Origin of the sequence: Tabrizicola oligotrophica (assembly GCF_011008935.1) — a bacterium.
In the GTDB taxonomy this organism is placed as follows: Bacteria; Pseudomonadota; Alphaproteobacteria; order Rhodobacterales; family Rhodobacteraceae; genus Tabrizicola_A; species Tabrizicola_A oligotrophica.
On the sequence record NZ_JAAIVJ010000007.1, the window covers coordinates 1 to 23,002 of the forward strand.

General features: G+C 64.7%; 26 protein-coding genes. 21 read left to right on the forward strand and 5 right to left on the reverse strand.

The features are described from left to right. Positions 1 to 22 precede the first annotated feature (22 nt). Entirely contained in the window at positions 23 to 127 is a 105-nt protein-coding gene (locus G4Z14_RS19230; protein ID WP_227751721.1) for an integrase core domain-containing protein, read from the forward strand. Here the strand turns inward: G4Z14_RS19230 and ispH are convergent. From ispH to G4Z14_RS12170, 3 genes are all read right to left on the reverse strand, one after another. Beyond that, entirely contained in the window at positions 124 to 1,077 is a 954-nt protein-coding gene (ispH, locus tag G4Z14_RS12160) for a 4-hydroxy-3-methylbut-2-enyl diphosphate reductase (protein ID WP_164626107.1), read from the reverse strand. The two genes, G4Z14_RS19230 and ispH, sit on opposite strands and share 4 nt — an antisense overlap. 69 nt (positions 1,078 to 1,146) lie before the next feature. Next, positions 1,147 to 1,596: a YqaA family protein gene (locus tag G4Z14_RS12165; protein ID WP_227751708.1), complete on the reverse strand. Its 450-nt coding sequence runs from the start codon at positions 1,594 to 1,596 to the stop codon at positions 1,147 to 1,149. A gap of 49 nt (positions 1,597 to 1,645) precedes the next feature. Next, positions 1,646 to 2,221 carry a LabA-like NYN domain-containing protein gene (locus tag G4Z14_RS12170; protein ID WP_164626109.1) on the reverse strand — a complete coding sequence of 192 codons (576 nt, stop codon included), beginning with the start codon at positions 2,219 to 2,221 and terminating at the stop codon, positions 1,646 to 1,648. A 142-nt stretch (positions 2,222 to 2,363) separates the two neighbouring features. Here G4Z14_RS12170 and folK point away from each other — a divergent pair, with 142 nt between their 5' ends. The 12 genes from folK (at position 2,364) to G4Z14_RS12230 (ending at position 12,998) form a co-directional block, all read left to right on the forward strand. Next, positions 2,364 to 2,957, forward strand: a complete 594-nt coding sequence (gene folK, locus G4Z14_RS12175; RefSeq protein WP_321573036.1) for a 2-amino-4-hydroxy-6-hydroxymethyldihydropteridine diphosphokinase — start codon at positions 2,364 to 2,366, stop codon at positions 2,955 to 2,957. 73 nt (positions 2,958 to 3,030) lie between these two features. Continuing rightward, positions 3,031 to 3,384, forward strand: coding sequence for a DNA-directed RNA polymerase subunit omega (gene rpoZ, locus G4Z14_RS12180; RefSeq protein WP_164626111.1), 354 nt, complete (start codon positions 3,031 to 3,033; stop codon positions 3,382 to 3,384). Between the two features lie 36 nt (positions 3,385 to 3,420). Then, positions 3,421 to 5,538 carry a RelA/SpoT family protein gene (locus G4Z14_RS12185; protein WP_164626112.1) on the forward strand — a complete coding sequence of 706 codons (2,118 nt, stop codon included), beginning with the start codon at positions 3,421 to 3,423 and terminating at the stop codon, positions 5,536 to 5,538. A gap of 69 nt (positions 5,539 to 5,607) precedes the next feature. Then, a complete protein-coding gene (locus G4Z14_RS12190) occupies positions 5,608 to 6,300 on the forward strand; it encodes a DUF2062 domain-containing protein (RefSeq protein ID WP_227751709.1) in 693 nt (230 codons plus the stop codon). A gap of 18 nt (positions 6,301 to 6,318) precedes the next feature. After that, a complete protein-coding gene (locus G4Z14_RS12195; protein ID WP_164626115.1) occupies positions 6,319 to 7,068 on the forward strand; it encodes a pyridoxine 5'-phosphate synthase in 750 nt (249 codons plus the stop codon). A 59-nt stretch (positions 7,069 to 7,127) separates the two neighbouring features. Then, on the forward strand, positions 7,128 to 7,907 hold the full coding sequence (gene lepB / locus G4Z14_RS12200; protein WP_164626117.1) for a signal peptidase I: 780 nt from the start codon (positions 7,128 to 7,130) through the stop codon (positions 7,905 to 7,907). Positions 7,908 to 7,909: 2 nt separating this feature from the next. Further along, positions 7,910 to 8,926, forward strand: a complete 1,017-nt coding sequence (lepB, locus tag G4Z14_RS12205; protein ID WP_164626119.1) for a signal peptidase I — start codon at positions 7,910 to 7,912, stop codon at positions 8,924 to 8,926. Next, complete coding sequence (rnc, locus tag G4Z14_RS12210; protein WP_164626121.1) at positions 8,923 to 9,612, forward strand: ribonuclease III; 690 nt, start codon at positions 8,923 to 8,925, stop codon at positions 9,610 to 9,612. The genes lepB (G4Z14_RS12205) and rnc overlap by 4 nt, the downstream gene beginning before the upstream one ends. Next, a complete protein-coding gene (era, locus tag G4Z14_RS12215; protein ID WP_164626123.1) occupies positions 9,605 to 10,531 on the forward strand; it encodes a GTPase Era in 927 nt (308 codons plus the stop codon). Before rnc ends, era begins: the two co-directional genes overlap by 8 nt. A 102-nt stretch (positions 10,532 to 10,633) precedes the next feature. Continuing rightward, positions 10,634 to 10,972, forward strand: coding sequence for a DUF1491 family protein (locus tag G4Z14_RS12220; RefSeq protein ID WP_164626125.1), 339 nt, complete (start codon positions 10,634 to 10,636; stop codon positions 10,970 to 10,972). Between the two features lie 39 nt (positions 10,973 to 11,011). Next, positions 11,012 to 11,731, forward strand: coding sequence for a DNA repair protein RecO (gene recO, locus G4Z14_RS12225; RefSeq protein WP_164626127.1), 720 nt, complete (start codon positions 11,012 to 11,014; stop codon positions 11,729 to 11,731). A 49-nt stretch (positions 11,732 to 11,780) separates the two neighbouring features. After that, on the forward strand, positions 11,781 to 12,998 hold the full coding sequence (locus G4Z14_RS12230; protein WP_164626129.1) for an MFS transporter: 1,218 nt from the start codon (positions 11,781 to 11,783) through the stop codon (positions 12,996 to 12,998). Positions 12,999 to 13,020: 22 nt separating this feature from the next. On the opposite strand, the gene G4Z14_RS12235 is transcribed toward G4Z14_RS12230, so the two are convergent. Next, complete coding sequence (locus G4Z14_RS12235; RefSeq protein WP_164626131.1) at positions 13,021 to 14,685, reverse strand: acyl-CoA dehydrogenase family protein; 1,665 nt, start codon at positions 14,683 to 14,685, stop codon at positions 13,021 to 13,023. Positions 14,686 to 14,855: 170 nt separating this feature from the next. Between G4Z14_RS12235 and G4Z14_RS12240 the strand changes: the two genes are divergently transcribed. Further along, complete coding sequence (locus tag G4Z14_RS12240; protein WP_227751710.1) at positions 14,856 to 15,626, forward strand: sulfite exporter TauE/SafE family protein; 771 nt, start codon at positions 14,856 to 14,858, stop codon at positions 15,624 to 15,626. A gap of 100 nt (positions 15,627 to 15,726) precedes the next feature. Here G4Z14_RS12240 and G4Z14_RS12245 read toward each other — a convergent pair whose 3' ends face one another. Further along, the gene (locus tag G4Z14_RS12245; protein ID WP_164626135.1) at positions 15,727 to 17,325 is read right to left on the reverse strand and encodes a phosphoenolpyruvate carboxykinase; all 1,599 of its coding nucleotides are present in this window, start codon (positions 17,323 to 17,325) and stop codon (positions 15,727 to 15,729) included. A gap of 352 nt (positions 17,326 to 17,677) precedes the next feature. Here G4Z14_RS12245 and G4Z14_RS12250 point away from each other — a divergent pair, with 352 nt between their 5' ends. Genes G4Z14_RS12250 through G4Z14_RS12280 form a run of 7 tightly spaced genes read left to right on the forward strand, consistent with a single transcriptional unit; the run spans position 17,678 to position 22,991 of the window. Further along, the gene (locus G4Z14_RS12250; RefSeq protein WP_164626137.1) at positions 17,678 to 18,379 is read left to right on the forward strand and encodes a response regulator transcription factor; all 702 of its coding nucleotides are present in this window, start codon (positions 17,678 to 17,680) and stop codon (positions 18,377 to 18,379) included. Continuing rightward, positions 18,376 to 20,061 (forward strand): sensor histidine kinase, encoded by a 1,686-nt coding sequence (locus G4Z14_RS12255; RefSeq protein WP_164626139.1) that lies wholly within the window; start codon positions 18,376 to 18,378, stop codon positions 20,059 to 20,061. Before G4Z14_RS12250 ends, G4Z14_RS12255 begins: the two co-directional genes overlap by 4 nt. Before the next feature lie 14 nt (positions 20,062 to 20,075). Further along, positions 20,076 to 20,483 carry an HPr kinase/phosphorylase gene (locus G4Z14_RS12260; RefSeq protein WP_164626141.1) on the forward strand — a complete coding sequence of 136 codons (408 nt, stop codon included), beginning with the start codon at positions 20,076 to 20,078 and terminating at the stop codon, positions 20,481 to 20,483. Between the two features lie 6 nt (positions 20,484 to 20,489). Then, positions 20,490 to 21,407 carry an RNase adapter RapZ gene (gene rapZ, locus G4Z14_RS12265; RefSeq protein ID WP_164626143.1) on the forward strand — a complete coding sequence of 306 codons (918 nt, stop codon included), beginning with the start codon at positions 20,490 to 20,492 and terminating at the stop codon, positions 21,405 to 21,407. A gap of 7 nt (positions 21,408 to 21,414) precedes the next feature. Next, positions 21,415 to 21,816, forward strand: a complete 402-nt coding sequence (locus G4Z14_RS12270; RefSeq protein ID WP_164626145.1) for a PTS sugar transporter subunit IIA — start codon at positions 21,415 to 21,417, stop codon at positions 21,814 to 21,816. Continuing rightward, a complete protein-coding gene (locus G4Z14_RS12275; RefSeq protein ID WP_164626147.1) occupies positions 21,813 to 22,082 on the forward strand; it encodes an HPr family phosphocarrier protein in 270 nt (89 codons plus the stop codon). Before G4Z14_RS12270 ends, G4Z14_RS12275 begins: the two co-directional genes overlap by 4 nt. Before the next feature lie 30 nt (positions 22,083 to 22,112). Next, a complete protein-coding gene (locus G4Z14_RS12280) occupies positions 22,113 to 22,991 on the forward strand; it encodes a lysophospholipid acyltransferase family protein (protein ID WP_321573038.1) in 879 nt (292 codons plus the stop codon). The last annotated feature ends 11 nt before the right edge of the window (positions 22,992 to 23,002 follow it).

Genomic DNA, 23,002 nt, shown 5'->3' on the forward strand with positions numbered 1-23,002 from the left:
CTCAACCGCACGAAACGCCGACCTGCCGCGTTGGCTTGACTGGTTCAACAAATCAAGACCACACTCAGCCCTTAACGGCCTATCACCCTTCTCAAGGGTGAATGACCTCCTAAGAACTCACACCTAGGCTTCCTCGGTCCGCAACACGCGCGGCACCTTGAATTCGATGTTCTCCTGCGCAGTTTCCACCAGTTCGACCGAGGTGTCGAAGCGGGCGCGGAAAGCGTCGATCACTTCGTTCACCAGCACTTCCGGCGCAGAAGCCCCGGCGGTGACGCCGACCGCCCGGATGCCCGCGAGCGCCCGCCAGTCAATGTCGGAGGCGCGCTGGATCAGCTGGCTGTAGGCGCAGCCCGCCGCGCGCCCCACCTCGACCAGCCGCTTGGAGTTCGACGAATTCGGCGCACCGATCACCAGAAGCGCGTCGATCCGCGGCGCGACGGCCTTGACCGCCACCTGACGGTTGGTGGTGGCGTAACAGATGTCCTCATGCGCCGGCGCGAGAATGGCCGGGAAGCGGGCCTGAAGCGCTGCCGCGATTTCGGCGGTGTCGTCCACCGACAGCGTGGTCTGGGTGATGAAGGCCAGCTTGGCCGCATCGCGCACCTTGAGGTCCGCCACATCGGCAACCGTCTCGACCAGCAGCACCTCGCCTAGTGGCAGCTGGCCCATGGTGCCGATCACTTCGGGGTGGCCCTCATGGCCGATCATGATCATCTGCAAGCCGCTCTCATGGTGCCGGGCGGCCTCGTTATGGACCTTGGTCACCAGCGGGCAGGTGGCGTCGACGGCGATCATGTTGCGGTGTGCGGCCTCGGCGGGAACCGATTTCGGCACGCCATGGGCGGAAAAGATCACTGGCCGGTCGGTCGGGCACTCGTCCAGCTCCTCGACGAAGACCGCCCCTTTGGCGCGCAGGCCATCGACGACGAATTTGTTGTGCACGATCTCGTGGCGCACATAGACCGGTGCCCCCCATTTCTCGATCGCCATCTCGACGATCTTGATCGCCCGGTCAACGCCTGCGCAAAAGCCGCGCGGGGCGGCGAGGTAAAGGGTCAGGGGCGGCAGGCTCATCTTGTCACCTATGGGATGGGGCAGGCGAGAGGTAAGGGCTGCGGCGGCTTTGGTCCAGAGGGGAAACCGTCAAAGCGTGGCGGAAGTGACCAGCGCAAGCGCGATGTAGCGGCCAGTCTTGGCCAGAGTGAGCAGGGTCAGGAAACTCGTCAGCGGCATCCGCAAGGCGCCTGCCAGCGCCACCACCACATCGCCCCCGGGCGCCCATGACAGCAAAAGCGACCAGCGGCCCCAGCGCGCGAACCAGTTTTCGGCGCGGGCCAGCTTTTCGGGCGGCAGGCGGAACCAGCGCCAGATGCCGGCCTCGCCAAAGCCGCGCCCGGCGGCGTAGGTCAGGCAGGAGCCCAGCACATTGCCAAGGCTTGCCACCACGACCAGGGCCGGCAAGGCCCAGCCGCTTGCCGCGAGGGCGACAAATGTCAGTTCGGATTGCATGGGAACCGGTGTTGCCGCCAGAAGGGCCGCAAGGAACATGCCGCCCATGGCCGCAAGCTGTGCGGCAAACTCCGTCCAGATCATGGAAAGACCGGGCGGCACCCGCCGCCCGGCCCCTTGCGGTCAAGGGAGGTCACTTCGCCCCAACCGCGGTGTCTTCCCGTTCGATCGGGCGCGGCTCGCGCGGCGGCCGACCGATCACATCGCGCAGTTCGTCCAGCTCGATGAAATTGTCGCATTGGCGGCGGAGTTCATCGGCGATCATCGGCGGCTGGCTGCGGATGGTCGAAACCACCGAAACCCGCACACCCTGCCGTTGCAGGCTTTCCACCAGCGGACGAAAATCGCCGTCACCCGAGAACAACACGACATGGTCAACCCGGCTGGCAAGCTCCATCGCATCGACCGTGAGTTCGATGTCCATGTTGCCCTTGACCTTCCGGCGGCCCTGGCTGTCGGTGTATTCCTTCGCGGGCTTCGTGCGCATGGTGAAGCCGTTGTAGTGCAGCCAGTCCACCAGCGGACGGATCGGCGAATAATCGTCATTCTCCAGAAGCGCCGTGTAGTAGAAGGCACGCAGAAGCTTGCCCCGACGCAGGAACTCTTGCCGAAGAAGCTTGTAGTCGATGTCGAAGCCCAGCGACTTGGCGGCCGCGTAAAGGTTCGAGCCATCAATGAACAGCGCGAGCCGTTCGTCCTTGTAAAACATTCAGTCGTCCCCTCGAAAAAAAGCGCACCGATCGAACTTCCGTGAGTGAACTACGTAATGTAGCAATTCGATTGGCGAACGATATTGGGTAGCAGGCACGCCGCCCCTGCGGCAAGACCAACTAACGGATAGGGTAGCACCTGTGTTCCTGAGTGAAAAGCAACTTCTGGTTGCATTTGGCACCAATCAGCGTTTCGGCGCCTTCTCGCCGGCAGAGCTGATTTTCGAAGCCGCGCGTGGCGTTGCCGCCGAGCTTGGCGCTGAAATGCGCCTCAGCGGGCTTTTCCAGACGCCGTGTTTCCCGGCGGGGGCCGGACCGGATTATGTGAACGCGGCGGCGCTTGTGACGTTGCGTCAGGTGATGGCGCCTGATGCGGTGCTAGCGGGGCTGCATCGGGTCGAGGCGCGATTCGGCAGGGAGCGCGGGGCGCGCTGGGCGTCGCGGACGCTGGACGTTGATCTCTTGGCGATGGGCGGCATGGTGCTGCCCGATGCCGAGACGCAGGGCCATTGGCGCCGCCTGCCCGCCGAGGAGCAGGCGCGGCAAACCCCCGACCGGCTGATCCTGCCGCATCCGCGGTTGCAGGATCGCGCCTTTGTTCTTGTGCCGCTGGCCGATGTCGCCGCAGACTGGCGCCATCCGGTGCTTGGCCGGAGCGTGGCCGAGATGCTGGCCGCCTTGCCGCAGTCTGACCGGCAGGAGGTTGTCCGGCTGACCCCGGCCGCATCCGATTGATTATGCGCTTGTCAAGCCCCCGTTTCGCGCCTAAATAGGCCCTTCAATTTTCCCAGCCCTACTGGAGCATCCCATGGCCCGCGTGACGGTCGAAGATTGCGTTGACAAGGTTCCGAACCGGTTCGAACTGGTGATGCTGGCCGCCCACCGGGCGCGCGAGATTCAGTCCGGCTCGGCCCCGACGGTGGACCGCGACAACGACAAGAACCCGGTAGTCGCCCTGCGCGAGATCGCCGACGAAACCCAGTCGGCCGGGTCGCTGCGCGAGCGCATGATCGAAAGCCACCAGACCCAGATCGAGGTGGACGAGCCGGAGGAAGACCAGATGGCGCTTCTGATGTCGGGCGAGATCGACCGCCCGATGGCCGATGACATGTCGGAAGAGCGCATGCTGCGCATGCTCATGGAAGCCCAGGGCGAAAACTGAGTGTGAATCAAGGCCGTAAGGCCGGGTAGGGCGGTGATGATCGACGTTGAAGACCTCATCGCCCTTGTTCGGAACTATAACCCCCGCTCCAACGCCGACCTGATCCGCCGGGCCTATGCCTATGGCATGCAGATGCATGAGGGCCAGTTCCGTAAATCGGGCGAGCCCTATTTCACCCATCCGGTCGCCGTCGCGGCCATCCTGACCGAGCAACAGCTGGACGATGCGACCATCGTCACCGCGCTGTTGCACGATACCATCGAAGACACCAAGTCCACCTATTCCGAGGTGGACCGCCTGTTCGGCCCCGAGGTTGCCGAACTGGTGGATGGCGTCACCAAACTGACCAACCTGCAACTGTCCTCGACCGAATCGCAGCAGGCCGAGAACTTCCGCAAGCTGTTCATGGCGATGTCCAAGGATCTGCGGGTCATTCTGGTCAAGCTCGCCGACCGGCTGCACAACATGCGCACCATCCGCAGCATGAAGCCGGAAAAGCAGGCGCAGAAGGCGCGTGAAACCATGGAGATCTATGCGCCGCTCGCAGGCCGCATGGGGATGCAGTGGATGCGCGAGGAGCTGGAGGACCTGTCCTTCAAGGTTCTCAACCCCGAGGCGCGCAATTCGATCATCCGCCGGTTCCTGACCCTGCAAAAGGAAGCCGGCGATGTGGTGCATCAGATCACCGGCGATATCCGGACCGAACTGGAAAAGATGCAGATCGAGGCCGATGTCTTTGGTCGCGCCAAGAAGCCCTATTCGATCTGGCGCAAGATGCAGGAAAAGGATCTGGCCTTTTCGCGCCTGTCCGACATCTACGGCTTCCGGGTGATCTGCGGCTCGGTTGCCGATTGTTATCGCATCCTTGGGGTGATCCACCAACGCTGGCGCGCGGTGCCGGGCCGGTTCAAGGATTATATCAGCCAGCCCAAGAACAACGGCTATCGTTCGATCCACACCACTGTGTCGGGTCGGGACGGCAAGCGGGTCGAAGTGCAGATCCGCACCCGCGAGATGCACGAGGTGGCCGAAGCCGGCGTGGCGGCGCACTGGTCCTATCGCGAAGGCGTACGGGCGAAGAACCCCTTTGCGGTCGACCCGGCGAAGTGGATCGCCAGCCTGACCGAACGGCTGGACGAGGAGGATCACGACGAGTTTCTCGAACATGTGAAGCTCGAGATGTACTCCGACCAGGTGTTCTGCTTCACGCCCAAGGGTGACGTGGTGCAGCTGCCGCGCGGGGCGACGCCCCTGGATTACGCCTATGCCATCCACACCCGCATCGGCAACTCCTGCGTTTCGGCCAAGGTGGACGGCATCCGCGTGCCGCTCTGGACCCGGCTGAAGAACGGTCAGTCGGTGGAAATCATCACCGCCGAAGGCCAGCGCCCGCAGGCCAGCTGGATCGACATTGTCACCACAGGCCGGGCCAAGGCCGCAATCCGCCGGTCGTTGCGGGAAGAGGACCGCGGGCGCTTCGTGCGCTTGGGTCATGAACTGGCGCGCGCCGCCTTTGAACATGTCGGCAAGAAGGCCACCGACAAGGCCCTGCGCACCGCCGCCAAGATGTTGGGCGTTCCCGACGAGGCCGAGCTTCTGGCGCGGCTTGGGTCGGCCGAGCTGACCGCCCGCAAGGTGGTGGAAACGCTTTACCCCGAGCTTTCGCTCTCGGCGGCCGAGGAGGTGGACACTGCGCGCCCGGTCGTCGGTCTGACCGACGAGCAGACCTTCCGCCGCGCCCAGTGCTGCCAGCCCCTGCCGGGCGAACGCATCGTCGGCATCACCTATCGCGGTCAGGGTGTCGTGGTGCATGCCATCGACTGTCCGGCGCTTGAGGAGTTCGAAGAGCAGCCGAACCGCTGGGTTGACCTGCACTGGAATGCCGGGCGCCACAAGCCGATACACTCTGTCAGTCTTGAAATCACGATTGCGAATGATGCCGGGGTCCTGGGGCGCATCTGCACCTTGATTGGCGAACAGAAGGCCAATATCTCGGACCTGCGGTTCACCGAACGCAAACCGGATTTTTACCGTTTGATCGTTGATGTTGACTTGCGCGATGTGGAGCATCTTCACATGGTCATGACCGCGCTTGAGGCCGAGACGGACGTGGCGCAAGTCGCCCGTCATCGGGATGTGACGCGAAAGCCCTAAGGCGGGGCAAGGCTCGGGCGGCAGGCCCGAAGGGAAGGAAACGGGTTGGTCTTCAAGCGCAGAGATCCCTTGTCCTGGGGCGCGTGGCTGCGTGAGCAGGTCTATCCGCGTTCAGGCTTCCGCCGGGCGACGCGCTATGTCCTGCATCGCATGCGCCGCCTGCCCGACCAGCCCCACCGCATCGCGCGCGGGGTCTTCGCCGGCTCGCTGATCGGGTTCCTGCCCTTGCCGGGGATGCAGTTCATCGCGGCATGGCTGGCCAGCAGGGCGATCAACGGCAACCTGCTTGCCGCGCTGCTGGCGACCTTCAACACCAACCCCGTCACCACGCCGTTCTTCGCCGTTCTGGCGATGACGCTGGGCCACTGGATACTGGGCATCGAAAAGCCGCTGTCCTGGGACTATATCAGCGGCGCGACCGAACAGGCGGCATCTGACCTGTGGTTCAACACGCTGGCGATCTTCAACAGCGACGTGCCGCGCTGGGACGGGTTGATCCAGTTCTGGCATGAAATCTACCTGCCCTATTTCATCGGGGCGCTGGGGCCGGGCATCCTTCTCAGCCTGATCGGCTATTACATCACCATCCCGCTGGTCGAGGCCTATCAGAAGGCCCGCGCCGCCAAGGCCGACGACCGCAAGGAAAAGCGCCGCAAGCTGAAGGCAACCCTTGCCGATGCCGCCGCCCGCTTGCGCCCGCACCGCGATGGCGACAAACTCGACAAAAAAGAGACGGATGGGCACAAGCCCGACGATCAATGACCGCCGAAGGAATGGGCCATGGACAAGCTGCGACTGGGTGTGAACATCGACCATGTGGCCACTGTCCGCAACGCCCGCGGTTCAGTCTGGCCTGACCCCCTGCGCGCAGCCCTGCTGGCCGAAGCCGCCGGGGCTGACGGCATCACCGCCCACCTGCGCGAAGACCGCCGCCACATTCGCGATGCCGATATGGAGGCGTTGCGGGCGGGCATCGGCATTCCGCTGAACTTCGAATGCGCCGCGACCGAGGAGATGGCGGCGATCGTCCTGCGGCTGAAGCCGCACGCGGTTTGCCTTGTTCCCGAACGCCGCGAGGAACGTACGACCGAGGGCGGGCTGGACGTGGCCGGAGATGAAAGCCGGCTGGCGAAGTATATTGCGCCCCTGCGGGACGCCGGCTGCCGGGTGTCCATGTTCATCGGCCACACGCCGGCGCAGATCGAAGCTTCGGCCCGCATCGGTGCGGCGGTGGTCGAACTGCACACCGGCCATTATTCCGACCTGCACGCCGAGGGCCGCATTGATGCGGCCGAGGCCGAATTGGCGGCCCTGCGCCAAGGCGCGGCGCTGGCGCATTCGCTGGGGCTGGAGGTCCACGCCGGCCACGGTCTGACCTATGACAACGTTGCCCCAATCGCCGCCATCCCCGAGGTGCGGGAGTTGAACATCGGCCATTTCCTGATCGGCGAGGCGGTCTTCATGGGGCTTGGTCCGGCGATCGAAGAAATGCGGCGGCGGATGGATCAGGCGCGTCCGCACCGGGGCTGAACTTGACTCCCCGCCGCCCGGCGCGCATGTAGCGCCGAACCTGAAAGAAGGCGTAAGACATGGCAAAATCCGAAGGCGGCATTGGCGAGACCATCAAGACGGTGGTCTGGGCGCTTCTGATCGCGGGGGCGTTCCGCACACTGTTCTTCCAGCCGTTCTGGATTCCGTCGGAATCGATGAAATCGACCCTGCTGATCGGCGATTTCATCTTCGTCAACAAGATGGCCTATGGCTATTCGCGCTACTCCTGCCCCTTCGGCATCTGCCCCTTCACCGGCCGGATTCTGGCCTCGGAACCCGAGCGCGGCGATGTGGTGGTGTTCCGCCATCCGGTCAATGGCTCGGACATGATCAAGCGGCTGATCGGTCTGCCGGGCGACCAGATCCAGGTGAAACAGGGCGTGCTGTACATCAATGGCGCCGCCGCGCCGCAGGTGCCGGACGGGGTGTTCGAGGAGGTTTTCGAGCCGCAGGGCCCGATGGGCAACCGCCCCGGCTGCGCCAATGCGCCGTCGATGGGCGAGATCTGCGAAAAGCCGCGCTTCCGCGAGACGCTGCCGAACGGGATCGAGCATACGGTGCTGAACATCGGCGAGTCCACCGGGCTGCCCGACAATACCGATGTCTTCACCGTGCCGGAAAGGCACTACTTCTTCATGGGCGACAACCGCGACAATTCCACCGACAGCCGCTATCCGCAAACCGCAGGCGGGGTGGGTTTCGTGTCGGAAGAATATCTGATCGGCCGGGCGGACCGGGTGATGTTCTCTTCGGCGGGCAGCCGGATGCTGTATTTCTGGACCTGGCGCTCGGATCGCTATTTCAAGGCGATCGAGTAAGCATGCCCTTCCTGACGGCGCTTTTCGACCTGAACGGCACCACAACCCGCAAGCAGGCCTTGCGGGTTTTCCTTGTGCTGCTGGCCGGGATTGCCGTTCTGCTGGCCGTCCAGTCGCTTGCGCCCGCCTATGAGCGGCTGGTCTATCCGGTGCTGGGGCTGGTTCTGGTCTGGTGGTGGGCGACCGTGGTGCGGCGCTTTCACGATGCCGGACACAGCGGGGCCTGGGCGGCACTGATGCTGGTGCCTTATCTCGGAGTGCTGGTGGCGCTGGCCGCGCTCATGCTGCGCGCGGACCGGCCCTTCAACAACAGCCATGCCGGCCTGCGGGCGGCGGGTTCGGTCGGCCTGGTGCTGATGGCGCTTTACTGGCTGTCACGCGGGCTCTGGACGCCGTATTGGAGCCCGACGGAATCGATGAAGCCGACGCTTCTGGTGGGCGACTATTACGTCACCCGCTATGCTGGCGCCGAAAGCCTGTCGCGCGGGGATGTCGTGGTGTTCCGCCACCCGGTCGGCGGCCATGCCATGGTCAAGCGCCTGATTGGCCTGCCCGGCGACCGGGTGCAGATGCAGGGCGGCGTGGTGATGCTGAACGGAACGGCGCTGGCCCAGACCGAGGCAGATCGCCTGAGCGAGCCCTTTGCCCCGCAGGGGCCGGCTGGTATCCTGCCCCGCTGCACCAATGCGGTCGTCGGGCTGGGCGGGACCTGCGATCTGGCGACGCGGCGCGAAACGCTGGCCGAAGGCCGGACCTATCTGGTCGGCAACATCGAGGACGGGGCCTTTGCCGATCGGACCGAGGCCTTCACCGTGCCGGCGGGGCATCTGTTCTTCCTTGGCGACAACCGCGACAATTCCTTTGACAGCCGATTTGCCCAAGGCACCGGTGGCCTGGGCTTTGTGCCGGCGGAAAATGTGATAGGACGGGTGACACGCGTGCTGTTCTCTGCCTCGGGGGCACAACTCTGGGCGGTCTGGGATTGGCGCGGTGACCGGATCTTCAAGGCGGTGGAATGAGGCTTTCGGCAGATCTTCTGGCCTTTCAGGGCCGCATCGGGCACCAGTTCCGCCAGCCCGCGCTCTTGGTGCGGGCGGTGACGCATTCGTCGATCTCCTCGCCGACGCGGCCCGACAACCAGCGGCTGGAGTTTCTGGGCGACCGGGTGCTGGGGCTGGTGATGTCCGAGGCGCTTCTGGCAGCCGATACCAAGGCGACCGAAGGCCAGCTCGCGCCGCGCTTCAACGCGCTGGTGCGCAAGGAAACCTGCGCCGAGGTGGCGCGCGAGTTGGGCTTGGGCGAGGTGCTGAAGCTGGGTCGGTCCGAGATGCTCTCGGGCGGGCGGCGCAAGGAGGCGCTGCTTGGCGACGCGCTGGAGGCGGTGATTGCCGCGGCCTATCTGGACGCCGGGTTCGAGGCGGCAAAGGCGCTGGTGCTGCGGCTTTGGGGCAACCGCATCGGCGCGGTCGAACCTGACGCCCGCGACCCCAAGACCAGCCTGCAGGAATGGGCGCAGGGACGCGCCATGCCGCCGCCGAGCTACAGCGAACTTGGCCGCGACGGGCCCGATCATGCGCCACAATTCACCGTGGAAGTAAAACTCGAAAACGGCGAGGCGGAACGCGCCCGCGCCGGAACGAAACGCGCCGCCGAACAGGCCGCAGCCCGGGCGCTTCTGGCCCGGATGGAGAGCAGAAATGACTGAAGCGAACCTGGGCACCCGCGCCGGATTTGTTGCCCTGATCGGCGAGCCGAATGCCGGGAAATCGACGCTTCTGAACCGCATGGTCGGGGCCAAGGTGTCGATCGTCACCCACAAGGTGCAGACCACCCGCGCCCGGATTCGCGGCATCTGCATCGAGGGGCAAAGCCAGATCGTGTTTGTCGACACCCCCGGCATCTTCCGCCCGCGGCGACGGCTGGACCGCTCGATGGTCAAGGCGGCCTGGGGCGGGGCTTCGGATGCCGATATCGTCGTGCTCTTGATCGAGGCGCATCGCGGGCTGACCGAAGGGGCGCAGGCCATCATCGACCGGCTGCGCGACGAGATGCCGCGCGGCAAGCCGGTGGCGCTGGCGATCAACAAGATCGACCGGGTGAAGGCCGAAGCGCTGCTCGCCTTGGCGCAGCAGGTGAACGAGGCCTTCCCCTTTGCCAAGACCTTCATGATTTCGGCCGAGCGCGGCCATGGCGTTGACGATCTGCGCGAGTGGCTGGCGGCCGAGGTGCCAGAGGGTCCGTGGTTCTATCCCGAGGACCAGATCGCCGATCTGCCGATGCGGATGATCGCGGCCGAGATGACCCGCGAAAAGCTGACGCTGCGCCTGCATGAGGAATTGCCCTATCAGCTGACCGTCGAGACCGAGAAATGGGAGGACAAGCCCGACGGATCGACCCGGATCGACCAGATCGTCTATGTCTCGCGCGATGGGCACAAGGGTATCGTGCTGGGCAATGGCGGCGAAACGATCAAGGCCATCGGTGTGGCGGCGCGGGCCGAGATTTCGGCCTTCCTTGACCGCAAGGTGCACCTGTTCCTGCAGGTGAAGGTGCGTGAGAACTGGCAGGAAGAGGCCGAGCGCTATTCCGAGATGGGGCTGGATTTCAAGGACGGCGATGCCTGAGCCGCAGACGGAATTTGCGCAAATTCCGGGCCATTCGGCCGGGGTTGCGCGCCTGGCAGACGTCGGAGCCTCCGGCGGGGATATTTGGTCCAGTGTGAAAGCATGAGCGTGCGTCTGGCGACCGGGGTCTGGGTGGCGGCCTATCTGGCGCGGCTGCGGGTGGCGGGGCTTGCGGCCTATGTCGTGGCCAAGGGCGATCCGACGGCCGGCGCGGTGGTGGTCAAGCTGGTGCGCGCCGGGGGGCGGGCCAAGGCCATGGCGCGGCAGTTCGATTTCGGCAGCGGCGCGCGGCTGTGGCGGGTGCTGGCCGAGGGTGACGAGCGCGAGGTGGATGCGATGCTGGCGCGCGAGCGGGGACGCGACCCGGATCTCTGGCTGATTGATGTCGAGGATGCGGACGGCATGGGCCTGCTGGATGCCGAGGGTCTGAGCGCGGGCTGAGCCTTGCCATTTGCCCCGTCTCGGGCCGATAGTCGGGGCATGGATTGGCGGGACGAGGGCTGCATCATCGCCGTGCGGGCGCATGGCGAGAGTGCGGCGATCATCGAGGTGTTCACGGCGGTACATGGCCGCCATGCCGGTGTGGTGCGCGGTGGCGCGTCGCGGCGGATGGCGGCTGTGTTGCAGCCAGGCTCGCAGGTGGCGGTGGCCTGGCAGGCGCGACTGTCGGAGCATATGGGCGTGTTCTCGGTCGAGCCCCTGCACCTGCGTTCGGGGTTGATGGCGGATCGGCTGGCTTTGGCGGGGTTGAACGCGATTTGCGCACTCTTGCATGTGGCCCTGCCGGAACGGGTCGCGCATCCGTTGCTGTGGCGCTCGACGATGGCGCTTCTCGCGGCTCTGGAGTATGGGCCGGGCTGGCCGGAGGAGTACCTGCGCTGGGAGGCGATGTTACTGGAAGAGCTGGGCTTTGGTATGGATCTCGGGCGCTGCGCGGTGACGGGCGCGCGCGAGGGTCTGGTCTATGTCAGTCCGAAAACCGGGCGGGCGGTCAGTGCCGCAGGCGCCGGGGACTGGGCGGCGCGGCTCTTGCCCTTGCCGGCAGTGCTTTTGGGGCAGGGGCGTGCGAGCGCGGAGGAGTTGGCGCAAGGCTTTGCCGTGACCGGGCATTTCCTGGCCAGAGGGCTGGAGCCGGTGTTGCAGGGCCGCCCGTTGCCCGCCGCGCGCGCCCGGCTCCTGGATCTGTTGGCGACGCTTTGAGGTCGCAGACAGAGCCGGCCTTGCCGCCGGAACCGGATAAGTTGCGCGCATGGCATTGCGTTACATCCCCCTGCATCTGAAGCACCCGGCGACTCCGAAGATCACCGATTTTGCAATCTTGTCCGGCCTTGAGGCGGCGGTGCGCGGCACGCTGATCTCGACCGTGCCGATTGCGGTCTATGATGCCTTCGGCTCGGCCAGCAATTTGTCAACGGTTTATCTGGTGGCCGGGGTCATCACGCTGTTCTGGGGCCTGATGGTGCCTAGACTGACCCAGATCTTTCCGCGCCGCTGGGTCTATTCGGCGGGATGCGGGCTCTATCTGGTGGCGATGGCGCTGTTCATTCTGGGCACGGCGCTGTCAGTGCAGCTGGCGATCCTGATTTCGGCCATGGCGACGGTGACGACCTTTGTCTGCCTGAACGCCTATGTGCTGGATTATGTCGCCCGCGCCGATCTGGGAAGAACCCAAGGCCAGCAGATGGTCTATGCCGCCGTGCCCTGGGCGGTGGGGCCTTTGACCGGGGTCTGGCTGCGCGGGCTTTGGGCGCCGCTGCCGTTTCTGGTGGCGGGGGGCTTTGCGGCGCTGCTGCTGGCGGTGTTCTGGTATCTGCGGCTGGGCAACGGCAAGCAGATTGCCCGCGCCAGGGGGCCGGCGGTCAATCCGCTGGCCTATCTGGGGCGGTTCTTCCAGCAGCCGCGCCTCATCATCGGCTGGCTTTTTGCAGTGTTCCGCAGCTGTGGCTGGTGGGTCTATGTCGTCTATGTGCCGGTCTTTTGCATCGAGAGTGGGCTGGGGGACAAGCTGGGCGGGGTGATGCTGTCGGTCAGCAATGCGACGCTTCTGATCTCGCCTTTGCTGGCTGGGATGGCGCGGCGGCTGACCGTGCGGCGCACCATGCTGTGGACGCTTGCCTATTGCACGCTGCTGTTCACCGGGGCGACGGTGTTTTCCGCCTTCCCCCATGTCGCGCTGGCGCTGCTGTTCCTGTCCTCTTTCGGGCTGGTGATGCTGGACGTGACCGGCGGCCTGCCCTTCCTGATGTCGGTCAAGCCGTCGGAGCGGGCCGAGATGGCTGCGGTCTATTCCAGCTTCCGCGATGTTTCGGGCATCCTGACGCCGGGGGCGGCCTGGCTGGTGCTGCTGGTGTTTCCGCTTTCAGGCATCTTTGCCGCCAGCGGGGTGGCCTTCGGCCTGTCCTGGTGGCTGGCGCAGAACCTGCATCCCCGGCTTGGCACGCCGCGCCCGTCGCGGGGCGGGGCGTAAGGGCTTTGGTCGGGGCCGGGGCTCAGTCCAGCAGCCGCCGGGCGATGACCTGCGCCTGAATTTCGGCCGCGCCTTCGAAGATGTTCAGGATGCGGGCGTCGCAGAGGATGCGGCTGATCTGGTATTCCAGCGCAAAGCCGTTGCCGCCGTGGATCTGCAGCGCGTTGTCGGCCGATGCCCAGGCCACGCGGGCGCCGAGAAGCTTGGCCATCCCCGCCTCAAGGTCGCAGCGCTTGTCGTGGTCTTTCTGCCAGGCGCTGAAATAGGTCAACTGCCGGGCGACCATGATTTCCACTGCCATCATCGCGAGTTTCGAGGCGATGCGCGGAAACTCGATCAGTGATTTGCCGAATTGCTTGCGGTCCTGGGCATATTTCATGCCGGTTTCCAGCGCCGATTGCGCCACGCCGATCGCCCGCGCGCCGGTCTGGATGCGGGCGGATTCGAAGGTCTGCATCAGCTGCTTGAAGCCTTGGCCGGGAACCCCGCCGAGAAGGTTGTCGGCCGCCACCTTGAACCCGTCAAAGCCCAGCTCGTATTCCTTCATGCCGCGGTAGCCCAAGACCTCGATCTCGCCGCCGGTCATGCCGGGGGTGGGGAAGGGGGCCGCGTCGGTGCCGGGGGTCTTTTCGGCAAGGAACATGGAAAGGCCGCGGTAATCGGAGGTCTCGGGATCGGTGCGCGCCAGAAGCGTCATGACATGGGTCCGGGCGGCGTGGGTGATCCAGGTCTTGTTGCCGGTCACTTCCCAGCCTTCGTCGGTGCGCACGGCGCGGGTGCGCAGGGAGCCGAGGTCGGAGCCGGTATTCGGTTCGGTAAAGACAGCGGTGGGCAGGGTTTCGCCGCTGGCCAGACGCGGCAGCCATTTCGCCTTCTGTTCCGGCGTGCCGCCGCATAGGATCAGTTCGGCGGCGATTTCCGAGCGGGTGCCGAGCGAGCCGACGCCGATATAGCCGCGCGAGAGTTCTTCGGAGACCACCACCATCGAAGCCTTGGACAGGCCGAACCCGCCGAATTCCTCGGGAATGGTCAGGCCGAACACGCCCATTTCCGCCAACTCCTGAATGATCCCCATCGGGATCAACTCGTCGTTGAGGTGCCATTGATGGGCAAAGGGAATGACCTTTTCTTCGGCATAGCGGCGGAACTGGTCGCGGATCATTTCCAGTTCCTCGTCCAGCCCCGTCGCGCCAAAGGTGGCGCGGCCGTGGTTGTCGCGCATCAGCGCCACCAGCCGGGCACGGGCGGCGGGGGTGTTGCCTTCGGCCATCAGCCGCGCTGCTGCTGCGCCGGGCGCGGGCAGGGCCACCCCGAGGTCTTGCAGCCGGGCCATTTCGCCCTGGCTCATCGGGATGCCGCCGCGGATCTGGCTCAGGTATTCGCCATAGGCGATCTGCAGCAACAGGCCTTCCATCTCGCCAAAGCTGCCCGCCTCTTGCAGCCGCCCGGCCCAGGCACGCATCTGGCGCAGCGCCTCGGTATAGGTGGCCAGCCACGACAGGCTATGCGCCGCGAACTGATGCTCCTCCAGTGCAGCGCCGGAAATCTTGCCACCAACCGTCACCATGCCGCGCAGCGCCTCGCGCGCCTCGGCAAACAGTGCCTCGACTTCGGGCAGGGCCTCGGCGGTCAGCGTCAGGAGATCGTCCAGAAGCGGCGCGGTGGGGGTGCGGGCATCGAGAGCCATGGCAAGTCCTTTAGGGATTCTGCGGATGCGAAAGAGTTAGTCACTTTGCAGGCGCAGCGCAATATCCTTTCGTGAAACGGGGCATGAGCTGATGGAATATGTCGCACAGATTTTCGGGGATGCGGTCTGGCGCACAAGCGGCTATGCCACCTGAAACCGGGAGATTGACCTTGGAGTCATTGTTGCACCTGACGGGCGATCCGGCCTTCTGGGCCGCCTGTGCCGTCACGCTGTTCGCGGGTTTCGTGAAGGGTGTGGCGGGGTTCGCCATGCCGCTCATCATGATCTCGTCGTTCTCAGCCTTCCTGCCGCCCGAGCAGGCGCTGGCCGGGCTGATCCTGCCGACGCTGGTGACCAATGTCAGCCAGGCGACGCGACAGGGCGTGGCGGCAGCCTGGGACAGCGTTCTGGCCTACCGCCGGTTTCTGATTGCCACGCTGGTAATGATCGTCGTCTCGGCGCAATTCGTGCGCGTCATCCCGCAGGCGGCGTTCCTGATGCTTCTGGGTCTGCCGATCACCGCGTTCGCGCTGGCCCAGATCAGCGGCCGCAAGCTGGCGCTTCGGCTGGAGCATCGGGACCGCGCCGAGTGGATCATGGGCGGGATCGGCGGGCTTTACGGCGGGGTGTCCGGGGTCTGGGGGCCGCCGCTGATCGTCTATCTGTTGTCGATCGGGGCCGAGAAGGTGGAAACCGTTCGGGTGCAGGGGGTGGTATTCTTCCTTGGCGCGCTGGTGTTGTTCGGCGCGCATCTGCAGACCGGGCTGATGGCCGGGCCGAACCTCTGGTTCTCGGCTGCGCTGGTGCTGCCGGCAATGGCGGGACAGGTGTTCGGGCAGAGGGTGCAGGACCGGATGGATCAGGCCCGATTCCGGCGCTGGACGCAGGGGCTTTTGGTGCTGACCGGGGTCAATCTGGTCTGGCGGGCGCTGATGCTGTGACATCCCCACCGCTCTCCCCTCCCCACGGAGGGGGAGGGGAAGGGCCAAATGACAAAGGCCCCGCGCGTGGCGGGGCCTTTGCACGGAAAGGCCTTCAGCCTCAGCCGATGGCGGCCGCTTTTACATCGGCGTCGATGTGCGGCAGATACTGGCCGAAGTTCTCTGAGAACATCTTCACCAGCTTGGCGGCCTGCGCGTCATAGGCCGCCTTGTCGGCCCAGGTCGCGCGCGGATCCAGCAGCGTGGCATCGACGCCCGGAACCTCGACCGGTACTTCAAAGCCAAAGTTGGCATCCTTGCGGAACTTCACCTTGTTGAGCGAGCCATCCAGCGCGGCAGACAGCAGCGCGCGGGTGGCCTTGATCGGCATGCGCCGCCCGGTGCCGAAAGCCCCGCCCGACCAGCCGGTGTTGACCAGCCAGCAGGTCGCGCCGGTCTTGGCGATCTTTTCCTGCAAGAGCTTGCCGTAAACCTCAGGCCGGCGCGGCATGAAGGGCGCACCAAAGCAGGTCGAGAAGGTGGGGGTGGGTTCGACCACGCCACGTTCAGTCCCCGGAGTCTTGGAGGTGAAACCCGACAGGAAGTGATACATCGCCTGCGCCGGGGTCAGCCGGGCGATCGGGGGCAGCACGCCATAGGCATCGCAGGTCAGCATGATGACGTTCTTCGGCATGCCGCCCAGACCCGTCGCGGAGGCGTTGGAGATATACTCCAGCGGATAGGCGCAGCGGGTGTTTTCCGTCAGCGACTTGTCGGCGAAGTCCAGCTCCAGCGTTTCGGGGTCGTAGACCATGTTCTCCACCACGGTCGCGAACTTGTGGGTGGTGGCGTAAATTTCCGGCTCGGCCTCGGCCGAGAGATTGATGGTCTTGGCATAGCAACCGCCTTCGAAGTTGAAGGTGCCATTGTCAGACCAGCCGTGTTCATCGTCGCCGATCAGCGTGCGGTCGGGCGCGGCCGAAAGCGTGGTCTTGCCGGTGCCGGAAAGGCCGAAGAAGATCGCGGTTTCATCCAGATTGCCCGGCGCGTGGTTGGCCGAGCAGTGCATCGGCATCACGCCCTTTTCCGGCAGGATGTAGTTCAGAAGCGTGAAGACCGACTTCTTGTTCTCGCCCGCGTAGGCGGTGTTGCCGATCAGGATCAGCTTCTTGTCGAAGTTGAGCGCGATCACCGTCTCGGTGCGGCAGCCGTGCTTGGCCGGGTCGGCCTTGAAGGTCGGGCAGTTGATGATCGTCCAGTCCGGGGTGAAGCTGTCGAGCTCCGCCCGGTCGGGGCGGCGCAGCATATGGCGGATGAAGAGGCCGTGCCAGGCCAGTTCCGTCACAACCCGCACGTCCAGACGGTGCGCCGGATCGGCGCCGCCAAAGAGGTCCTGCACGAAATAGTCGCCGCCCTTCATGTGGGACAGCATGTCGGCATGCAGGCGGTCAAAGGCCTCCGGCGCCATCGGCGCGTTGTTTTCCCACCAGATGGTGTTTTCGACCGACGCAGTACGGACGACGAATTTGTCTTTCGGCGAGCGGCCGGTGAACTGGCCGGTGCTGCACAGGAACGCGCCACCCTTGCCCAGACGACCCTCGCCGCGCGCGACGGCGGCTTCGACCAGAGCGGGCTCGATAAGGTTGTAATAGACGTTACCCAGTCCCGTGATGCCTTGCGCCTCAAGCGTCGCCTTGGGGTTCACACGTCCATTTGTCATCCTGCATGCTCCAGTTACCGCCGAAATCGGGCGGGGTGATCAGAGATCGGGCGGCCGGGCCATGGCCTGCCCCTGTTGATCGGGGGCTGCCCCCGATGCGCGCCCTATAACATGGTGATTTTGGGCGGAATAGGACGCATTCGCACAGTTAGCGCAACCACCTGTCGATTAGCGCTACCAATGGACACCATCGGAAACAACTGCGGCAAATTAGTCATTCCTTGGGAATTTCCATGGCTCAATAGAGGCCATGTGCGGGGTGATTCGCACATATTGGTTGATTCCGAGGCCCGGAAAATGGATCATGTGAAAAAATTTCAGGCAAGCCGAGCAGAATAGGGAAGCCCAAATCATGGCAAGGATCGCCCTTGTGGACGACGACAGGAACATCCTGACGTCGGTAGCGATGACTCTTGAGGCCGAAGGTTTCGAAGTGGAAACCTACAACGATGGCCAGTCCGCGCTGGACGCGTTCAACCGTCGCCTGCCGGACATGGCAGTCCTTGACATCAAGATGCCGCGGATGGACGGGATGGACCTGCTGCAACGCCTGCGGCAGAAAACCACGATGCCGGTGATCTTCCTGACCTCGAAGGACGACGAGATCGACGAGGTTCTGGGCCTGCGCATGGGGGCCGACGACTATGTGAAGAAGCCCTTCAGTCAACGGCTCTTGGTAGAGCGTATCCGGTCGCTTCTGCGGCGGCAGGATGCCATTGTCACCGGCGAGGTCGCCGTCACCGAAGAGACCAAGCTGATCGAACGCGGGCATCTGCGCATGGACCCGCTGCGCCACGCGGTCGCCTGGAAGGGCAAGGACGTGTCGCTGACTGTCACGGAATTCATGCTTTTGCAGGCGCTGGCGCAGCGGCCGGGCTTTGTGAAGTCGCGCGATCAGCTGATGGACGTGGCCTATGACGATCAGGTCTATGTCGATGACCGTACCATCGACAGCCACATCAAGCGGCTGCGCAAGAAGATGCGTTCGGTTGACGAAGAGTTTTCCGCCATTGAGACGCTTTACGGCATTGGTTATCGTTACAACGAAGAATGACAGCCGCCGGCAAGATCGACATGGCCAGGGCAAGACCCGCCAAGGCGGGGGATCTTCTTTTGGGCGAGGATTGGGAAACCGCCGAAGCCAGCCTTGATCCGGCCATCACCGAGGGCCGGGCACGGCGCAGCCTGATCTCGCTCAACCGCTCGCCCCTGGCCCGCAAGATCATTGTCTTCAACCTTCTGGCGCTGATTGTGCTGGTTTCGGGTGTGCTGTTCCTGAACCCGTTCCGTGACAGCCTTGTGGTTCAGCGCGAAAAGGCGCTCGTCACCGAAGCCCAGCTTGTGGCCAATGTCGTCAGCGCCAGCCAGGCCGCCGGCGGGGCCTTGCCGCGCAGCGTCGGGGATATCGCCGTCGGGCCGGGGCTTGAGGTGTTCCTGTTTGATCCGTCCGGCGCCTTGATCGCGCAGGGGCGGGGCAAGGCGCGGCCGGGCCAGACGCAGGAAAAGCCGCGCTCGACGGTCATCACCGATTTTCTGAACACGATCTGGAGCGGGGTTTCCGGCGTGGTCGGCGGCAGCAATACCGTATCCCCGCCGGTCTCGGGAACCGCCCTTGCCGGGGATCTCTTTGCCAAGGCGGTGCTGGGTGAAACCGCCGTTGCAACCGGGCGCGGCGCGGGCGGCGGGGTGATCTTTTCGGTTGCGACACCGGTTGTCCAGAATGGAACTCTGCTCGGCGTCGTCGCCCTTGCTTCGGCCGAGGGTGAGATTGACCGTCTGGTCCGTTATGAGCGCGAGCAGATCCTTCAGATGTTCGTGATTGCGCTTCTGGTGTCGATCGGCCTGAGCCTTGTCCTGGCCTCGACCATTGCCAATCCGCTGTCCGATCTGGCCGCCGCCGCCGAACTCGGGCGGGACCGCGATTCGCGCAAGCTGTCGCCGGGCCGCATCCGCATTCCCGATCTGGCCGCACGGCCCGACGAAATCGGGCGGCTCTCGATTGCGATGCGCGGCATGGTGGCCGCACTCTATGACCGGATCGAGGCCAACGAACAGTTCGCCGCCGACGTGAGCCATGAAATCAAGAACCCGCTGGCCTCCTTGCGCTCGGCTGTCGGGTCCCTGCGCATGGTGAAGAAGGAAGAACACCGCGAGAAGCTTCTCGATGTGATCGATCATGACGTGCGCCGGCTTGATCGCCTTGTCAGCGACATCTCGAATGCCTCGCGGCTGGACAGCGAACTGGTCAAGGAAGAGGAAGAGGAATTCAACCTCGTCATCACCCTGACCAATCTGGCGGAATTTCTCGGGCAGCAGGCGGGGGAAAAGGGGGTGGAGTTCATCACCGATTTCCCGGCCGATCCGATCCTGATCCGCGGGCTGGAGGGGCGTCTGGCGCAGGTCTTCGTCAACCTCATCAGCAATGCGATTTCGTTTTGCGAGGATGGCGACGCGGTGCGGGTCTGGGCGCGGCGGCGGGAAAACCGCGTGCTGATCGTGGTCGAGGATACCGGCCCCGGCATTCCGGAACAGGCCCTGGCCAAGGTGTTCAAGCGGTTCTACTCCGATCGTCCGGCCACGCATTTCGGCAACAACTCGGGCCTTGGCCTGTCGATCTCGAAGCAGATCGTCGAGGCGCATGGCGGGGTGATCTGGGCCGAAAACATCCGCCCGACCAATGCCGACCCGACCTCCGACCCGTTGGGCGCGCGCTTCGTGGTAGGTCTGCCGATTTGACCGCCGAGCCGCTCTTGCTGCATGCAAGCTGCGTGGCGGTGAAGGGGCGGGGGTTGCTGATAACCGGGCCTTCCGGCGCGGGAAAATCGACGCTGGCGCTGCAGATGATGGCACTGGGCGCCGATCTGGTGGCGGACGACCAGACTATGATGCGCCCGAGGGCAGGCAAGCTGATCGCCTTTGCGCCGACGCCGACCGCTGGTCTGATCGAGGCCCGCTTTCTCGGCCTGCTCAATGCGCCGCATCTGCCAGAAACCGAGATCGCCCTGGTGATCGACCTTGCCCGGCTTGAGACCGACCGACTGCCGCCCTTTCGGGAAATTGCCATTGCCGGCATCACCTGTGCCCTTGCCTATTCCAGCGCCGCGCCCCATCTTCCATCTTCGCTCATGTGCTGGCTTGCGCATGGGCGGCGGGCCTGAGGGACGATGCGCGTGCCGGAACGAACTGACCACCAGCAGACGGAACACCGGCTGATCCTTGTGACCGGACCCTCGGGGGCCGGACGGTCGACCGCGATTCATGCGCTGGAGGATCTGGGCTATGAGGTCATCGACAACCTGCCCCTGACGCTGATCCCGCATCTGATCGACGGGCCGTCCTTGGGCCATCCGATTGCGCTGGGACTTGACGTGCGCAACCGTGACTTCAGCGCGACGGCGCTGATCGAGCTGATCGACACGCTGACCCGCGATCCGCGCGTGGGGCTTGAGCTGCTCTATCTCGACTGCGCCCCGAACACGCTGATCAACCGCTACAGCCAGACCAGGCGCCGCCACCCGCTCGCTTCGGCAGAGACCCCGAGCGAAGGGATCTCCCGCGAACTGGACCTTCTGGCACCGATCCGCGTGCGGGCGGACCACCTGATCGACACCACCGAAATGTCGCCCCATGACCTGAAAGCCGAGATTCAGGGCTGGTTCAGTCGGGGGGCGGCAAAGCCCATGGCGGTTTCGGTGCAAAGCTTCAGCTACAAGCGGGGCCTGCCGCGCGGGCTCGACATGGTGTTCGACTGCCGCTTCCTGCGCAATCCCTACTGGGACCCGGATTTGCGGCAAAGGGACGGGCGTGCTCCGCAGGTTGCGGCCCATATCGCCGAGGATCCGCGCTTCGTTGACTTCATCGAACGGGTGTCCGGGCTGCTGCTGATGCTGCTGCCGGCGCATCTGGCAGAAGGCAAGGCACATCTTTCGATCGGCTTTGGTTGCACAGGCGGGCAGCACCGCTCTGTTGCAGTCGCAGAAAAATTGAGCAAGGTGCTTGCAGATGCAGGCTGGCCGGTGTCAAAACGGCATCGGGAACTGGAACGGCGGGGCACAGAGGCCACGTCGGGGAAATCGGGGTGATTGGCGCGTGATCGGCATCGTGATCGTGGCACATGGTGGCTTGGCGCGGGAATATCTCGCCGCCATCGAACATGTCGTGGGACCGCAGACGGCCATCCGCGCCATCACGATCGAGGATGACCACGATCGCGGCGAGAAGCAGGCCGAAATCTGCGCGGCCACGGATGAGGTCGATGAGGGCTCTGGCGTCGTGCTGGTGACCGACATGTTCGGCGGCTCGCCGTCCAATCTGTCGCTGATGGCCTGTGCCGGAGCCGGCCGGCGCATCCTTTACGGGGCCAACCTGCCCATGCTCATCAAACTGGCAAAATCCCGCGACCTGCCGGTTGCCGATGCCGTCGCGGCGGCGCTGGAAGCCGGTCGCAAATACATCAACAGTCTCGATCTGGGTGGGGGGGACGCCGCATGACCGCGCAAGTCCTGAGAATCGTCAACGAAAAGGGCCTGCACGCCCGCGCATCGGCCAAGTTCGTGGAGCTTGTCGAGGCCCATGACGCCATGGCCGAGGTCAGCAAGGACGGCATGACAGTGTCGGGCGACTCGATCATGGGGCTTTTGATGTTGGCAGCCTCGCGCGGAACCTCTATTGAGGTCCGGACAAGCGGGGCGCAGGCGGTCGAACTGGCTGGCGCGCTTGAGGCCCTGGTGGCCAACCGCTTTGGCGAGGACCGCTGACACGGTGGACCGACGGGAAGGCTTGGGTTCGTGATCGACACGCCGCAACTGGAAGAGACCCCGCTGGCCGGGACAAGCGCCAAGGTCGAGCGCACCTATGACATGCGGCGGCTGTCCTACGCCGGCACCTTCAAGAACCCCGTCAAGGCCAATGCGATCCGCACGCTGGAATGGCTGACCGCAAAGGTCACGCTGCTGCGGCTGATCCGCAGTTTCGAAAAATCCGGGGCGCCGTTCGGGGCGCCGTTCTGGCCCAAGGCGATCCGCCACATGGGCATCCGCATCGACACCCCGCCCGAGGAGATTGCCCGCATCCCCAAGACCGGGGCGGTGGTCGTGGTGGCCAACCACCCGTCGGGACTGGTGGATGGCATGATCATGGCCGAAATGGTCAACCGCGTGCGGTCGGACTTCAAGATCCTGACGCGCAGCCTTCTGACCGGAATCCCCGAGGTCGAGGAATTCATGATCCCCGTGCCTTTCCCGCATGAGGACAACGCGCGTGAGCTGGGCCTGCAGATGCGGGACGAAACGATGAGGCACCTCAAGGCGGGTGGGGTCATCATCCTGTTTCCGGCCGGCAAGGTGGCGATGTCCGAAGGCTGGTGGGGGCCGGCGATCGAGGCGGAATGGAATGTCTTTACCCACAAGATCGTGCGGTCCTCGGGCGCGACCATCGTGCCGATGTTCTTTGCCGGCCAGAACAGCCGCACGTTCCTGATTGCCAACAAGCTGTCGGACACGTTGCGGCAGGGCTTGCTTCTGTATGAAATCAAGCGGGCGCTGTTCAAGCCGCAGCGCCCCTTCATCGGCGAGCCGATTCCGGCGAGCGAACTTGCCAAATGGGAAGGCAACCCGCGCGGGTTCCTCGCTTGGCTGCGCCAGCACACGCTGGATCTGGGCAAGTAACCCGGCCTCCT